At 74.4% G+C, this 14,792-nt stretch carries 17 protein-coding genes; 9 read left to right on the forward strand and 8 right to left on the reverse strand.

Annotated elements, in window-relative coordinates:
- Positions 1-3 precede the first annotated feature (3 nt).
- Entirely contained in the window at positions 4-555 is a 552-nt protein-coding gene (locus tag ACIRBX_RS04180; RefSeq protein WP_402293601.1) for a DUF4231 domain-containing protein, read from the forward strand.
- Positions 556-559: 4 nt separating this feature from the next.
- Here the strand turns inward: ACIRBX_RS04180 and ACIRBX_RS04185 are convergent, their stop codons facing one another.
- Positions 560-2,707 (reverse strand): MDR family MFS transporter, encoded by a 2,148-nt coding sequence (locus ACIRBX_RS04185; RefSeq protein ID WP_402293602.1) that lies wholly within the window; start codon positions 2,705-2,707, stop codon positions 560-562.
- A 137-nt stretch (positions 2,708-2,844) separates the two neighbouring features.
- Between ACIRBX_RS04185 and ACIRBX_RS04190 the strand changes: the two genes are divergently transcribed.
- Positions 2,845-3,207 carry a hypothetical protein gene (locus ACIRBX_RS04190; RefSeq protein WP_402293603.1) on the forward strand — a complete coding sequence of 121 codons (363 nt, stop codon included), beginning with the start codon at positions 2,845-2,847 and terminating at the stop codon, positions 3,205-3,207.
- Between the two features lie 90 nt (positions 3,208-3,297).
- Here the strand turns inward: ACIRBX_RS04190 and ACIRBX_RS04195 are convergent, their stop codons facing one another.
- Positions 3,298-3,744, reverse strand: a complete 447-nt coding sequence (locus tag ACIRBX_RS04195) for a MarR family winged helix-turn-helix transcriptional regulator (protein ID WP_402293604.1) — start codon at positions 3,742-3,744, stop codon at positions 3,298-3,300.
- A 112-nt stretch (positions 3,745-3,856) separates the two neighbouring features.
- On the opposite strand from ACIRBX_RS04195, the gene ACIRBX_RS04200 reads away from it, so the two are divergent.
- Positions 3,857-4,801, forward strand: a complete 945-nt coding sequence (locus ACIRBX_RS04200; RefSeq protein ID WP_402293605.1) for a zinc-binding alcohol dehydrogenase family protein — start codon at positions 3,857-3,859, stop codon at positions 4,799-4,801.
- A gap of 12 nt (positions 4,802-4,813) precedes the next feature.
- On the opposite strand, the gene ACIRBX_RS04205 is transcribed toward ACIRBX_RS04200, so the two are convergent.
- Positions 4,814-5,230: a VOC family protein gene (locus ACIRBX_RS04205; RefSeq protein WP_402293606.1), complete on the reverse strand. Its 417-nt coding sequence runs from the start codon at positions 5,228-5,230 to the stop codon at positions 4,814-4,816.
- Between the two features lie 171 nt (positions 5,231-5,401).
- On the opposite strand from ACIRBX_RS04205, the gene ACIRBX_RS04210 reads away from it, so the two are divergent.
- Together ACIRBX_RS04210 and ACIRBX_RS04215 are read left to right on the forward strand one after the other, a co-directional pair.
- Entirely contained in the window at positions 5,402-8,329 is a 2,928-nt protein-coding gene (locus ACIRBX_RS04210; protein WP_402293607.1) for an FAD-binding and (Fe-S)-binding domain-containing protein, read from the forward strand.
- A gap of 10 nt (positions 8,330-8,339) precedes the next feature.
- Entirely contained in the window at positions 8,340-8,738 is a 399-nt protein-coding gene (locus ACIRBX_RS04215) for a hypothetical protein (protein ID WP_402293608.1), read from the forward strand.
- Here ACIRBX_RS04215 and ACIRBX_RS04220 read toward each other — a convergent pair.
- From ACIRBX_RS04220 to ACIRBX_RS04230, 3 genes are all read right to left on the reverse strand, one after another.
- Positions 8,707-9,390 carry a hypothetical protein gene (locus ACIRBX_RS04220; protein WP_402293609.1) on the reverse strand — a complete coding sequence of 228 codons (684 nt, stop codon included), beginning with the start codon at positions 9,388-9,390 and terminating at the stop codon, positions 8,707-8,709. The genes ACIRBX_RS04215 and ACIRBX_RS04220 overlap by 32 nt on opposite strands.
- 14 nt (positions 9,391-9,404) lie before the next feature.
- Entirely contained in the window at positions 9,405-10,208 is an 804-nt protein-coding gene (locus tag ACIRBX_RS04225; protein WP_402293610.1) for an ATP-binding cassette domain-containing protein, read from the reverse strand.
- An 82-nt stretch (positions 10,209-10,290) separates the two neighbouring features.
- Entirely contained in the window at positions 10,291-11,334 is a 1,044-nt protein-coding gene (locus tag ACIRBX_RS04230) for a polyprenyl synthetase family protein (protein ID WP_402293611.1), read from the reverse strand.
- Between the two features lie 239 nt (positions 11,335-11,573).
- Between ACIRBX_RS04230 and ACIRBX_RS04235 the strand changes: the two genes are divergently transcribed.
- From ACIRBX_RS04235 to ACIRBX_RS04245, 3 genes are read left to right on the forward strand one after another with little or no spacing between them, the layout of a single operon-like run.
- On the forward strand, positions 11,574-12,035 hold the full coding sequence (locus tag ACIRBX_RS04235; RefSeq protein WP_402293613.1) for a GNAT family N-acetyltransferase: 462 nt from the start codon (positions 11,574-11,576) through the stop codon (positions 12,033-12,035).
- Positions 12,036-12,095: 60 nt separating this feature from the next.
- The gene (locus tag ACIRBX_RS04240) at positions 12,096-12,770 is read left to right on the forward strand and encodes a class I SAM-dependent DNA methyltransferase (protein WP_402293614.1); all 675 of its coding nucleotides are present in this window, start codon (positions 12,096-12,098) and stop codon (positions 12,768-12,770) included.
- A gap of 53 nt (positions 12,771-12,823) precedes the next feature.
- Positions 12,824-13,372: a GNAT family N-acetyltransferase gene (locus ACIRBX_RS04245; protein WP_402293615.1), complete on the forward strand. Its 549-nt coding sequence runs from the start codon at positions 12,824-12,826 to the stop codon at positions 13,370-13,372.
- A 7-nt stretch (positions 13,373-13,379) separates the two neighbouring features.
- Here the strand turns inward: ACIRBX_RS04245 and ACIRBX_RS04250 are convergent, their stop codons facing one another.
- Positions 13,380-13,892 (reverse strand): DinB family protein, encoded by a 513-nt coding sequence (locus ACIRBX_RS04250; protein WP_402293616.1) that lies wholly within the window; start codon positions 13,890-13,892, stop codon positions 13,380-13,382.
- 62 nt (positions 13,893-13,954) lie between these two features.
- The gene (locus ACIRBX_RS04255; RefSeq protein ID WP_402293617.1) at positions 13,955-14,341 is read right to left on the reverse strand and encodes a VOC family protein; all 387 of its coding nucleotides are present in this window, start codon (positions 14,339-14,341) and stop codon (positions 13,955-13,957) included.
- A gap of 146 nt (positions 14,342-14,487) precedes the next feature.
- On the opposite strand from ACIRBX_RS04255, the gene ACIRBX_RS04260 reads away from it, so the two are divergent.
- Complete coding sequence (locus tag ACIRBX_RS04260; protein WP_402293618.1) at positions 14,488-14,742, forward strand: hypothetical protein; 255 nt, start codon at positions 14,488-14,490, stop codon at positions 14,740-14,742.
- The last annotated feature ends 50 nt before the right edge of the window (positions 14,743-14,792 follow it).

Genomic DNA, 14,792 nt, shown 5'->3' on the forward strand with positions numbered 1-14,792 from the left:
GGCATGTCGAAGAGGGGCGACGCCGGGTCCAACGACGTTCCTTCACTGGCGAGTTCACCGATCGAGGGGATGACTCCCGAGCGGTACATCGAGACCCGGCTGGTGCAGTACCAGCAGTGGTACGACCGGAAGGCGATCGCGGCGAAGGCCGCCCACCTGAGGATGCGGACAGCTTCGGTCGTCGGCGGCGCCTTGGTGCCGGTCCTGGTCAACGTGGACCTTCCGTTCGCCCGGGCGGTCGCGACGGTGCTCAGCCTGGTGGTGGTGACCTCCGTGTCCTTGGAGAGCGTGTACAGGTACCGCGAGCAGTGGAAGAACTACCGGTCCGCCGAGCAACTGCTCGGGCACGAGCGGGTGTACTTCGAGGCCGCGGTCGGACCGTATACCGACCAGAACGTACGGGACGCGTTCGTCAACCTGGTGGCCCGGGTGGAGAAGGTGATCTCCCATGAGAACTCGGCGACGCTGAACGTCATGACGCTCGGTGGCCAGGTCGGCTCTGACACCCAGTACCCGCGCGGCCTCCCGGAGCCCCGCCGGGACACCGGGCAGTAGCCGCCTACACCGCCGCGCGCTCCTGCTCCTCCTCGTAGAGCCGGGCCGCGATGGTGTCGATGGCCCGGTCGAGGCGGGCGCGGTCGTCCGGGTCGGTGACGTCCCAGTCGTCCAGGTGGTGGCCCAGCCAGTGCCGCCAGGCCTCGCCGATCCGATCGACCTCGGCCTGACCCGCCGGGGTGAGGCTGAGCCGGCCGTCCCGCTCGGCCAGGTGGCCGGTGTGCACCACCTTCTCGAAGGCGGGCTCCAGCACCTCGCCGGGCACGTGGTGGGCGGCGGCGATCGCGCCGACGTCGGCTCCCCCGGCGTACCGGCCGCGCCAGTAGACCTGGCCGAGTGCCCAGGCCTGACCGGGCGTCAGGTCGGAGCCGGAGTCGGCCAGGATCTGCTCCTTCACCCCGCTCCGGCCCTTGGTCCTGCGCATCAGGTTGGACAGCACCCGCTCCAACTGCCGGTCGGCATCCGCGCTGTCCGGCGCCCCGAAGCCCTCGCCGAGGTCGCCGGCCCCGGCCCGCGCGCTGTCCCGCAGCGGCACCTCCTTGAGGAACCACGCGATCAGGAAGCCGACCAGGGCGACCGGCACCACCCACTGGAAGACGTAGTTGACCGTCTCCGCGTAGGCGTTGACGAACGGCGCGGCCTGCTCGGCGGGCAGCGCGTGCAGCCCGGCCGGGCTCTGCACGGCGGCGGGCGGCACCGAGGGCTGCTGGGCGGCGGCGTCGGTCAGGTTCGGGGTCAGCCGGCTGCTGAACAGGGTGCCGAAGACGGCCGTGCCGAAGGAGCTGCCCAGGGTGCGGAAGAAGGTCACGCCCGAGGTGGCGGTGCCGAGTTCGTGGTACGGCACGGTGTTCTGCACCGCGATGGTGAGCACCTGCATCGCCAGCCCGATGCCGAGGCCGAGCACGAACATGTACAGCGACTCCAGCCAGACCCCGGTGCCCGGCCCCATGGTGGACATCAGCCAGAGCCCGACCGCCATCACCCCCGTGCCCAGGATCGGGAAGATCCGGTACTTGCCGGTGCGGCTGACCACCACGCCCGAGAGCATCGAGGTGCCCAGCAGGCCGACCACCATCGGCAGCGTCCGCACCCCCGACATGGTGGCCGAGACCCCGTCCACGAACTGCAGGTAGGTCGGCAGGTAGGTCATCGCCCCGAGCATCGCGAAGCCGACGATGAAGGAGAGGATCGAGCAGACCGTGAAGACCGAGTTCCGGAACAGGTGCATCGGGAGCATCGGCTCCTTGGCCCGGAACTCCACCAGCACGAAGCCCGCCAGCAGCAGCACCGAGCCGACGAACAGGCCGATGATCACCGGCGAGCCCCAGGCGTACTCGTTGCCGCCCCACTCCAGGCCGAGCACCAGGCCGGAGGCGCCGAGCGCGATCAGCACGATGCCCGCGTAGTCGATCACCGGCCGGACCGCCGCCCGGACGGCCGGGATGGTGCGGGCCGCCATCACCACCATGACGATCGCGATCGGCACGTTGACGTAGAAGCACCACCGCCAGGAGGCGTGGTCGGTGAACAGCCCGCCCAGGGTCGGGCCGACCACCGTGGTCACGCCGAACACCGCGCCCAGCGCACCCTGGTACTTGCCGCGCTCGCGCAGCGGGATCACGTCGGCGATCAGCGCCATCGCGGTGACCATCAGCCCGCCACCGCCGATGCCCTGGATGGCCCGGCCGACGATCAGCAGCATCATGCCGTTCGCCGCGCCGGAGACCACCGAGCCGGCGATGAAGACCACCGCGCTCACCTGGAAGACGATCTTGCGGCCGAACAGGTCGCCGAACTTGCCGACCAGCACGGTGGCCACCGTCTCGGCCAGCAGGTAGGCCGTCACCACCCAGGCCATGTGCCCGCCGCCGCCCAGCTCGGCCACGATGGTGGGGAGCGCGGTGGAGACGATCGTCTGGTCGAGGGCTGCCATCAGCATGCCGAGCACGATGGTCGCGAAGACCACGTTGGTCTGACGGCGGCTCAGGGCCGGGGGTGCCTTGGACGCTTCGGCGACAGCGGTGGCGGACACACGGCCTCCCGTTCGGGCTGACAGGTACCGCCCAGCCTCCGGCCGCCGGAGACCGCCCGCCACCGCTGTCGGCGGACCGGGTGACCGGCGGACCCGCTGACCTCCGGCCCCGGTGGCCACCGGACCGGGTGACCGCCGTGACCGGAGGACCGGGTGACCGGCGGACCGGCCGCCCCGGGCGGAGCGGCGCGCCCTGACCGTCCACCCGGCGAAACACGGTCGCGCGGACCGCCCTCCGCTGCTTAGGGTCTGACGTCATGTCGACCTCCGACCACACCCCGCTCCGGGAGCGGCTCCGCACCGACCTGACCGCCGCGCTGAAGGGCCGGGACCGTGCCACCGCCTCGGTGCTGCGCGCCACCCTGGGCGCGATCGAGAACGCCGAGTCGGCCGGGGTGCCGGCCGGCACCGGTCCGCTGGCCGTCGAGCTGGTCCCGCTCGGGCTCGGCACGGCGGAGGCCGAACGCAGGGTGCTCACCGAGGCGGATGTCGCGGACGTCGTCCGGGCCGAGCTGGCCGAGCGGGAGGACGCCGCCGCCGAGTACGAGCGGCTGGAGCGCGCCGAGCAGGCGGCCGTGCTGCGCACCGAGGCCGCGCTGCTGGCCCGCTACCTCAGCTGACGGAGGCTCAACCCGGCTGCGCCGTACCCGGCGGAAGCCCCCCTGCGAGCCGGACGCGTGCGCTGCGGCTCTAGGCCGGACGGCCGGACCTCAGACCTCGGCGGCCCGGGCCACCCGGGCCAGCAGCTCCGCCAGCTGCTCCCGCTCCGCCGAGCTGAGCGCGATGGTCAGCTCCTCGTTGGCCGCCCGGCAGAGCTGGTCACCGCGCCGCAGCCGCCTGGCCCCGGCCGGGGCCAGGGTGATCACGTTCTTCCGCCGGTCCCTGGTGTCCGGTGCCCGCTCCAGCAGCCCGTGCTGCTGGAGCTCGCCGACCAGCGCGACCATGTCCTTCGGGTCGATCCCGGTGCTCCGGCTGAGCTCGGCCTGCGAGACGGGGGCCAGCTCGGCGACGGCGGCCAGCACGGCGTACTGCGGCATCCGCAGCCCGGCCATCGCCAGGGCCTCGCCGACCAGGCGTTGGCCCCGGGCGGCGGCCCGGCCGAGCAGCCAGCTCGGGAGGATCCGGATCGCGTCGGGGGCCTGCGGGAGTTGCTCCATGGGGCAAGCCTAGGACGCCGAACCCTTGGACCTGCCCATGATCCGGGTATAGCGTGATGTCCATCGGTCAAACCATTGGGTACACCAACGATTACGGCCCCCGGAGGTCCTGATGCGACGGGTCCGATTCCACGCCTACGGCGATCCCGGAGTGCTCACGGTCGAGCGCGGCGAGGTCCCCGAGCCCGGGCCGGGCGAGTTGCTGGTGCGCACCGAGGTGATCGGCGTCAGCCTGCCCGGCGTCCGCAAGGTGCGCGGCCCCGGGGGCGGCGGGCCGGTGCCCGAGGGCGACGGCTCGATCGGCGGCGAGGTGGCCGGCCGGGTGGTCGCGGGCGGCCCCGGGGTGGCGGGCTTCGCGATCGGCGAGCGGGTGGTCTCGCTCGCCTTCGGCGAGGCGTACGCCGAACTGGCCGTCGTGCCGGTCGCCCTGACGGAGCGGATCCCGGAGCAGCTGGAGACCGACCAGGCCCTCGCCCTGCGGCGCAACGGCCAGGTGGCGCTGGCCGCGCTCGCCACCGCCGCCCTGCGGCCGGACGAGTCGGTGCTGATCACCGGCGCGGCGGGCGGCGTCGGGCACCTGCTGGTGCAGCTGGCCAAGCTGCGCGGGGCGAGACGGGTGGTGGCCGCCGTCGGCTCGGCCGGGAAGGACGCGTTCGTCCGGGAGCTGGGCGCCGACGAGGTGGTGCACTACGCCGATCCGCACTGGGGCGCGGAGGTGGACGTGGTGCTGGACGGGGTCGGCGGGGAGCTGCTCCCCCGGGCGCTGGCCGCCGCGGTGCCGGGCGGCCGGCTGGTCTTCTTCTCCTCCGGCGGCGGCACCCTCCCGGCCTACGACCTGCTGGCCGGCGGCAAGACCGTCACCGGCCTCTCGATGGCCCGCTTCGTCCGCACCCGCCCGGAGCTCTACCGCGAACACGGCGACCAGCTCTGGGAGCTGGCGCTCACCGGCCGGCTGCGGGCCGCCGTGCACGCCCGCCTCCCGCTCACCGAGGCGGCCCGGGCCCACGAGGTGATCGAGGCCCGGGCCAACCTGGGCAAGGTGCTGCTCGCCCCCTGACGACCCGTCCGGTCAGCCCTGCGGCGGAGCCTCGACGGCGGCCGGGTCCATCCAGACGAACTCCCAGGCGTGGCCGTCCAGGTCGTGGAAGCTGCGGTTGTACATCATGCCGAGGTCCATCGGATCGTTGGCCGGGCCGGCACCCGCCGCGATGGCCTTGTCGACCAGCTGGTCCACCTGCTCGCGGCTCTCCGCGCTGATCGCGAGGATCACCTCGGTGGTGGTGTTCGTGTCCGCCGGTTGCTTCTTCGTGAATTCCTTGAACTTCGGCTCGGTCAGCAGCATCACGAAGATGGTGTCGCTGATCACCAGACAGGCGGCCGTCTCGTCGGTGAACTGGGGGTTGTGCGAGTACCCCATCGCCTTGAAGAAGGCGAGCGAACGGTCCAGGTCACGCACGGGGAGGTTGACGAAGATCATCGTGGACATGGTGCTGCCGTTTCTCTCGCGGCTCGGTGGGACAGGAACGAGCTTGGCACCACTCGCTGACAACGGCAGGTCGGCGCGGGCCCCGCGACCCGCGCCGCCTCGTCCGCCGGGTGCCCCCTCTGCGGTATAGCTGGGGGCGGATCACCGACCGGTCGACCGAGAGGGAGTCAGATGCCGCTGCTGGAGCCGGATCCGCAGGCGCTCAGGCCCACCGCACCGCTGCCCGCCCCGGCGGGCGACCGGGTGCCCGACGCGCTGGCCGGCGGCACCCCCGCCGGGCTGCGCGACGACCTGACCGCGCTGCTCGGCCCGGCCAAGGTGCTGAGCAAGGTCTCCGACCTGGTCCGGTACGCCTCGGACGCCAGCCCGTACCGCTTCGTGCCGCAGGTGGTGGTGATCGCCGAGACCGTGGCCGACGTCTCCGCCGTCTTCGCCTACGCCCACCGTAAGGGCCGTCAGGTGGTGCTCCGGGCCGGTGGCACCTCGCTCAACGGGCAGGCCCAGGGCGAGGACATCCTGGTCGACGTCCGGCGGCACTGGGCCGGGATCACCGTCGAGGGCGAGCGGGCCGAGCGGGCCCGGATCCGGCCCGGCACCACGGTCGCCCGGGCCAACGCCACGCTGGCCCGGCACGGCCGGGTGCTCGGCCCCGACCCGGCCAGCGCGATCGCCGCCACCATCGGCGGGGTGGTGGCCAACAACGCCTCCGGCATGACGGCCGGCACCACCCGCAACTCCTACCGCACGCTGGCCTCGCTGACCGTGGTGCTCCCCTCCGGCACGGTGGTCGACACCGCCGCCCCGGACGCCGACCGGCGGCTGGCCGAGCGCGAACCGGCGCTCTGCGCGGGCCTGTCGGCACTCAAGGCGGAGATCGAGGCCGATCCGGCGCTGGTGGCCCGGGTCCGGGCCAAGTACGAGATCAAGAACACCAACGGCTACCGGCTGGACGCCTTCCTGGACGGCGGCACGCCGGTGGAGATCCTGCGCGGCCTGATGGTCGGCTCCGAGGGCACCTTCGGCTTCGTCGCCGAGACGGTCTTCGACACCCTGCCGCTGCACCGCCTGGTCTCCGCCGCGCTGCTGTTCTTCCCCTCGCTCCGCGAGGCCGCCGCCGCCGTCCCGCGGTTCACCGGTGCGGGCGCACTGGCCGTGGAGCTGATGGACGGGAACACCCTGCGCGCCTCCGCCGCCGTGCCCGGCGTCCCGGCCGACTGGGCGGAGATCCCGAAGGAGACCGCCGCCCTGCTGGTGGAGTTCCGCGCCCCGGACGAAGCCGCGCTCGCCGCGGCCGAGAAGACCGCCGGGGAGCTGCTCACCGGCCTCCCGCTCACCACCCCCACCGGCTCGGCCACCAACTCCTTCACCCGTGACTCCGCCACCGTGGCCGGGTACTGGAAGGCCCGCAAGGCCTTCGTCACCGCGATCGGCTCGGCCCGGCCGCCGGGCACCACCCTGCTGACCGAGGACTTCGCGGTGCCGCCGTCCCGGCTGGCCGAGGCCTGCGAGGCGATGCTCGCGCTCCAGGCCACGCACGGCTTCGACGCCGCCGTGGCGGGCCACGCCGCGCACGGGAACCTGCACTTCCTGCTCGCCTTCGACCCGGCCGACCGGCGCGACCTGGACCGCTACGCCGCCTTCATGGCCGACTTCTGCGCGCTCACCGTGGACCGCTTCGACGGCTCGCTGAAGGCCGAGCACGCCACCGGGCGCAATGTCGCGCCGTTCCTGGAGCTCGAATGGGGGCCACAGGCCACCGAGTTGATGTGGCGCACCAAGCAACTCCTGGACCCCCAGGGCATCCTGGCCCCCCGGGTGGTGCTGGACCGGGACCCGATGGCCCACCTGCGCGGCCTGAAGACCATCCCCCGGATCGAGCTGGTGGCCGATCCGTGCATCGAGTGCGGCTTCTGCGAGCCGACCTGCCCGAGCACCGACCTCACCACCACACCCCGGCAACGGATCGTGCTGCGACGGGAGTTGATGCGCCAGCCGGAGGCGTCCCCGGTCTCCGCCGAGCTGCTCGACTCCTACGGCTACGACGCCGTGGACACCTGCGCGGGCGACTCCACCTGCAAGCTGGCCTGCCCGGTCGGCATCGACACCGGCGCCCTGATGAAGGACTTCCGGCACCGGCGGCACTCCCCGCGCGAGGAGCGCACTGCCGCCCTGCTGGCCGCCCGCTTCAAGCAGGTCGAGGCCTCCGCCCGGCTCGCGGTCGGCGCGGCCGAGCGGATCTCCGACAAGCTGCTCGGCACCCTCACCGACACCGCCCGCAAGGCCGTCCGACCCGATCTGGTGCCGCAGTGGCTACCGGAGATCCCCGGCGCCGCCACCCGGCGGATGCCGCCCACCTCCCGGGTCGGCGCCACCGCCGTCTACTACCCCGCTTGTGTGAACCGGATCTTCGGCGAGCCGGCCGGCCACCGGGGCCCGACCCTGCCGGAGGCGCTGGTCGCCGTCGCGGAGCGGGCCGGGCGGCCGGTCTGGATCCCGGACGACGTGGCCGGCACCTGCTGCGCCACCATCTGGCACTCCAAGGGATACCAGGAGGGCAACGTCCTGATGGCCAACCGGATCGTCGAGGCCGCCTGGGGCTGGACCGGCGGCGGGAAGCGGCCGTTGGTGGTGGACGCCTCCTCCTGCACGCTGGGCATCGCCCACGAGGTGGTCCCCTACCTCACCGAGCAGAACCGCGAGCTCCACGCCGGGCTGACCGTGGTCGACTCGGTGGTGTGGGCCGCCGAGCTGCTCCCCGAGCTGACCGTCCTGCGCACCGTGGAGTCCGCCGTCCTGCACCCCACCTGCTCGATGCGGCACCTGGGCGACGAGGAGCAGCTGCGCGCGGTGGCCGAGGCGTGCGCGGACGAGGTGGTGGTCCCCGACGACGCCGGCTGCTGCGCCTTCGCGGGCGACCGGGGCATGCTGCACCGGGAGTTGACCGAATCCGCGACCGCCCGGGAGGCCGCCGAGGTGACGGCCCGCCGGTACTCCACCCACGTCTCGGCCAACCGGATGTGCGAGGTCGGCCTGGAGCACGCCACCGGGCGGCCGTACCACTCCGTCCTGCTGGACCTGGAGCGGGCCACCCGGCCGTAGGGTGGCGGGCGTGTGCACCTACGCCTCCGTCCACCACAAGCTCCACTACGCCTGCGTCTCCTGCCGGGTGAGCCACAAGCGCCACCCGGCGGAGGCTGGCCGGGACGGGCACCCCTGCCCGCGCTGCGGGGTCACGATGCTCTGTGCCGGCCACGACTTCGCGGCACCCCGGCGCACCGACCGCAAGGCCTGGTCGGTGGTGGCGGTGGTGCTGCGCGCCGGGCTGCGCTACGAGGGTTTCGAGCCCTGCGGCTGTGGCCGGCGGCCCTCGTTCCGTCCGCGCAGCCGCGCGCAGTTGCGGGCCCGCCGGGTGCAGGCGGCCCGCACCGGCACGCCGCTGGTCGAACTGCTGCGCCGGGCCGACCCGTGGGAGCCGGTCAGCGGAGGCGGCGGGCGAGCCGGGCGGTGAGCGCGGTGCACACCGCCAGCAGGGCGGCGGCCCAGGCGGTGTGGGCGAGCAGGGTGGTGGTGGCGGGCGCCGGGGGTGCGGCGCTGAGCAGCCGGACGGTGCCGTTGACCGGGCTGACCGTCCGGCTGACCAGGGCGACCAGGCTGAGCAGCGCGGCGGCGGCGAAGGCGTGGCCCGGACGGCGGATCACCGGGCGGGCACAGAGGCCGCCGAGGGCCGTGCCGGTCAGCACGGCGGTGGTGTGGGCCAGCAGACCGTCCGTCAGCTCTCCCGGTCCGTAAGCCGTGCCGTTCGCCGCCATCGGCCAGACCAGGGCGACGACGGCCAGGGCCAGGCCGCAGAGCAGGGCTGCGGCGGTGCGGCCGATCAGCGCGCGGGCGGCCCCGCCCGCGTTGACGGCGGTGACGGTGGCCTGGAGCGGGTCCTCGGTGTGGTGCAGGGTCAGGGCCAGCCAGACGGTGACCGGCAGCAGCGCGCCGGCCGAGGCTCCGTACCCCTGGAGGACCGGGCCCGGGAAGGCGTGCAGGACCGCCAGCAGCCCGAGGTAGAGCGCCAGTTGGGGCAGACCGCGCTGGGAGCGGAGGAAGTCGGCGAGGGTGTACCGGACGACGGCCAGGACGGCGGTCAGGGCGGAGGGCCTCGAAGCGGTCACGGGGGCGGGGGTGGTCACGGGAGGCCTCCGGGGGCGGGTCGGACCTCGCGGATCGAGTGCCCTCGGCGCAGCAGCTCGCCGAGCAGGGCGTCGGAGTGCTCCGGGGCCGCCTCGACCGCCGCGCCCCGGTGGGCCAGGACCCCCGGGAGTGCGGCCAGCGGCTCGGCGGTCGGCTCCGCGAGGCGGATCAGCACCGCCGGCTCGGCCGCCTGCCCGGCCAGCCGCCCGCCGGTCAGGTGGTGGACGGCGTCGGCGGTGGCGGCCACCGTGCCCGGGTGGTGCTCGGTGAGCAGCACCACCGCCCCGGCCGCCCGCCGCTCCGCCAGACACTCCGTCAGGGCCAGGTGCGCCCCGCCGTCCAGGCCGGACCACGGCTCGTCCAGCACCAGCAACTCGGGCTCGGCGAGCAGGGCCTGGGCGAGCGCGACCTTCTGGGCGTTGCCCTTGGAGAGGGTGGCCACCGGCGCGTCCGGGTCCCCGGCGAGGGCGAAGCGCTCCAGCAGGGCGTCACCGCGCCGGGCCGCGGCGGCGGCGCCCAGCCCCTGGATGCGGCCCATGTGGCGCAGGTAGGAGCGGGCCGAGAGCCGCAGCCCGGCCGGCAGCCGCTCGGGCACGTAGCCGATCCGACCGGGCCGCCCGTGCACCGTGCCGGCGTCGGGGCGGATCAGCCCGGCGGCGAGCCGGAGCAGGGTGGACTTCCCCGAGCCGTTGCCGCCCACCACGGCCGTCACCGCTCCGGGCGGCAGATCGAGCGTCACCCCGTCGAGCACGAAGCCGCCCCGGCGGCCGTACCGCACCCGCACCGACTCCAGCCGCACCCGGCCCTCCCCCGCTGATCACCCGACCGCCGGTGAACGGACGGCCCGCCCGGGTGGTTCCGGCCGCGGGCCCCGCACGCCCTCAGAGCTCGGCGTGCCCGCAGAAGCTCGCCAGCAGGGCGGCGGATTCCTGTGCCCCGTCCGGATCCGGTACCGCCTTCGGCAGCAGCCGACCGGCCTCACCGAGGGTCCGGCCGATCCGCCCGACCAGCCACTCCTTCGCGCCGCACTCCTCCAACAGCTCCAGTGCACGGGCGAGTTCGGCGGGCTCGGGAGTCCGGGTGTCCCGGTAGAACCGCTCCAGCTCGGCCGCCGCCGCTCCTCCGGTACCGAGCGCGTGCACGGCCACCGCCGTCCTGCGGCGCTGCCGCAGATCGGAGAGCGGGTCCTTGGTGCCGTCCGCAGCGTCGGTCCACAGCGCCTCGTAGTCGTTGCGCAGCTGCCAGGCCCGGGCCGCCACCACCCCGAGCGCCGTGCAGGCCCGCAGGCGCTCCCGGTCCGCCCCGGTCACCAGCGCGGCGGCCGTCAGCAGGAAGCCGCCCGCCGCCCCGCTCTTGGCGTCCGTCACCGAGACCACCTCGGCCGGCGAGGCCCGGCCGCGTCGGCGGTGCAGCACCTCCACGGCCTGGCCGGAGCCGCAGACCTTCAGCCAGTGCGCCAGTCGGTCCACCAACTCCCGGCTGCGGGAGCTCGGTTCACGACCGAGCCGGGCCAGGCCGAGGGCGCTCAGGACGTTCCCGGCCTGCACGGCGGCGGGCATGCCGTAGGCCGTCCAGACGGTGGGCCGGCCGTACCGCACCCGGTCCCCGTCCACCAGGTCGTCCTGGACGAACAACCCCGCGCAGAGCAGGGTGGCCGCCACCGCGACGTTCCGCGCCTCCGCCCGCGCGGCCGGCCCGGCCGCCGCCAGCACCACCGCCGCCCCGCGACGGCGCTGCTCCAGCGCCGCGTCCGGGCCCGCCACGGGCCCCCCGTCCGCCTCCGCCCAGCCGAGGTGGTACTCCGCCACCTGCCGCAGCGGCTCGTCCAGTTCGGCCACCGCCTCGCGCAGCGGCTCGTCGACGTACCGCGACGCCTCCCGCCGCAGCTCCACCGCCGAGCGCGCCCCGGCCATCCTCGTCCCCATCACTCGACTCCCGGTCTCCGGCAGGCGCCCGCTCCCCCGCGCCCGCTCCCATCCGTCAGAACGCGCCCCCACCCGAATGGTCACGCCCCGGTTCGAGGGTCCGTCGGACCCGTACGGCCGTCCCCGTGGCGCGGGCTGCGGCCGGGCGGCGGTCAACGGCGTTGCGCCACCGCACCGCACCGTCCTACGGTGCACGGACGGACCGGGACTCCCCGGTCGTGGAGGGACGGAGCGCCGGCATGGAGATCAGGGAGGCGCTGGCCGACGAGGCCGGCCTGCTCAGTGAGCTGGCCCTGCGCTCGAAGGCGCACTGGGGCTACGACGCCGCCTTCCTCGCCGCCTGCCGGGACGAACTCACCCTGGCCCCCGAGGAGATCGCGCTCCGCCGGACCGTGCTGGCCGTCCGGGACGGCCGGGTGCTCGGCTTCGCCACCCTCGAAGGCGAGCCGACCACCGGCGAGTTGGGGATGCTGTTCGTCGATCCGGCCGCCATCGGCCAGGGCGTCGGCCGCCTGCTGTTCGACCACCTGGTCACCACCGCACGTGCGGCGGGCTTCACCCACCTGACCATCGACGCCGACCCGAACGCCGAGCCCTTCTACCTGGCGATGGGCGCCGTCCGCACCGGCGCCGTTCCGTCGGGGTCCGTCCCCGGCCGGGTGCTCCCGCAGCTGCTGCTCACCGTCCCGCCACGCGGCTGAGCCGCCCGCCCCCGAGGGGGCGCCCGGTGCGCGAGCCGGCCGAGCCCCTACCCTCGGGGCATGACCGATGCCGACTTCCTCGGCCCCACCCGGGAGTTCTACGACACCGTCGCCGAGGACTACGCCGAGCACTTCCGGGACGTGCTCGCCGCGCGCCCGCTGGAGCGGGCCCTGCTGGCCTCCTTCGCCGAGCAGGTGGGGGCGGGGGCGGTGGCCGATCTGGGGTGCGGCCCCGGGGAGGTGACGGGGTATCTGGCGCGGCTGGGGGTGGACGTCTTCGGGGTGGACCTGTCGGCGCGGATGGTGGCCCTGGCCCGGCGGACGCAGCCGGGGGTGCGGTTCGAGCAGGGGACGCTCACCGAGGTCGGACGGCCGGACGGGAGCCTGGCGGGGGTGCTGGCCTGGTACTCGCTGATCCACCTCCCGGACGAGCAACTGCCGTTCGCACTGGCGGAGTTCCACCGGCTGCTGGCACCCGGCGGGTGGCTGCTGATCGGCTTCCAGACCGGTGACCGGCCGCTGCGGGTGGCCGAGCCGTTCGGCCACCCGGTCGCGCTCGACTTCCGCCGCCGGACGCCGGAGCGGGTGGCGGAGGCGGTGACGGCGGCCGGGCTGACGGTCCGGGCGACGGTGCGGCGGGCCAGGGACGAGACGCTCGGCGAGACCGCCCCGCAGGCGTTCCTGCTGGCGCGGCGCCCCGGGCCGGGCGGCCCGGAAAACCCGTCGCCCGCCTGAGCCCCACCGGCTACGGTGTGCGGTCGAACGTCGGTACCGAGGGGAATCCACACATGATCGAAGGCCGTCTCGTCGCCCTGCGCGCCCTGCGCGAGGAGGACGCGGAGCACCACCTGCGCTGGCGCAACGACCCCGAGGTGGTGCACTGGGCCGCCGCCGGAGACCCGCTCTTCGGTCCGGTCACCCGGGAGGCGGTCGGCCTCGCCTTCGAGCGCATCCTGCGCCTGGTACCACACAAGGAGGCGGTGCTCGCCGTCGAGACGGTGGCGGACCGCCGGCCCATCGGCAAGATCGACTACCGCGACCTCGACCCCTGGGCCGGCTCCGTCACCCTGGGCATCACCATCGGCGAGCGCGAGTTCTGGGGCACCGGCCACGGCTCCGAGGCGCTGCGCCTGCTGGTCGACCACCTGTTCGGCGCCTACCCGCTGGTCCGGATCGAGCTGGACACCTGGAGCGGCAACGAGCGGGCGATGCGGGCCTTCACCAAGATCGGCTTCCGCGAGGAGGGCCGCCGGCGCAACGCCATCCTGCTGAAGGGCGTCCGCTACGACGAGGTGCACTACGGCATGCTCCGCGAGGAGTGGCAGCCGCTCGCCTGACGGGAGCTCAGGCGCCCACGGCCCCGTCGATCGACTCGCGGAGGAAGTCGGCGTGGCCGTTGTGCCGCCCGTACTCCAGCAGCACGTGCACCATCACCATCCGCAGCGACACGTCCTCCTCCCAGCGGGGCTGACGACCCACCAGGTCGAGCGAGGCGGCCTCCCGCTCGATCCGGCGGGAGGTCTCCACCTCGGCCTCCCAGGCGGCGAACGCCTCGGCCCGGGTCGACCCGCTCGCGTCGTAGGCGGCCTGGAAGTCGATCTCCTCCGACCAGACCATCGGTGCCTCGTTGTCCTCGAACACCCGGCGGAACCAGGCCCGTTCGACCTCCGCCAGGTGCCGCACCAGGCCGAGCAGCGACAGACCCGAGGGCGGCGAGGACTTCGACCGCAGCTGCTCGTCCGTCAGACCGGCGCACTTCATCACCAAGGTCGCCCGCTGGTACTCCAGGAACGCCCGCAGCGTCTCCCGCTCTCCCCCCAGCAGCGGCGGTCCCACCCGCTCGTCGACGCCATCCATCGCGCACCCACCCTTCCGGCCCTGACGCCCTGACGGGCGGTCACCGGCCACGCTACCCGGTGTCAGTGGTGCTGGATCAGCTGGATCAGGTTGCCGCAGGTGTCGTCCAGCACGGCGGTGGTGACCGGGCCCATGGGGGTGGGCGGCTGGGTGAAGCGGACCCCGAGGGCGAGCAGGCGGGCGTGCTCGGCGGCCAGGTCGGGCACCAGGAAGGAGGCCGCCGGGATGCCGTCCTCGACCAGGGCCCGCTTGAACGGCCCGACGGCGCGGTGGCCGGACGGTTCGAGGAGCAGCTCGGGCCCGTCCGGGTCCTCCGGGGACACCACGGTCAGCCAGCGGTCGTCGCCGATCGGCACGTCGGCCTTGGTGCGGAAGCCCAGCACCTCGGTGTAGAAGGTCTGGGCACTGGCCTGGTCGTCCACGAAGACGCTGGTCAGGTGGATCCGCATGGCTACTCCTCCGGCTCGCTGGCAACGCCCCATCGGACCCCGGCCGCCCCCGTGACCGCAAGCACCGACGCGCGGGTCGGCCGCGCGGGCGGGGCCGGGGCCGGGGCCATGTTCGTGCCATGACCGACCGGGGGACGGACACGTCGATGTCCGAGGAGAACGAACCGCACGACCGCAGGCTGCCGAGGACGACGGCGGTCGTCGTGACCGCAGTGTCCGCACTGGTCGGCTCCGGCCTGCCGGTGCTGCTGGCCCACCGGCTCGGCCCGGCCCGGGGCACCGGCATGCTGCTCGCCAAAGGCACGGTCAAGGCCGCGGTGGGGCCGGCCGCGCTGCTGGTCCGGCTGCGGCGCCGCCGCGCGGCGGCGGAGCGGGCGAAGATCGGGTCCGGAGCCGCCTGACGCGCTGTCACCCCCTTCCGTCGTCGGCCGTTCCCTGACTAGAGTCAGAG

The sequence above is a fragment of the Kitasatospora sp. NPDC096147 genome (assembly GCF_044763225.1).
In the GTDB taxonomy this organism is placed as follows: Bacteria; Actinomycetota; Actinomycetes; order Streptomycetales; family Streptomycetaceae; genus Kitasatospora.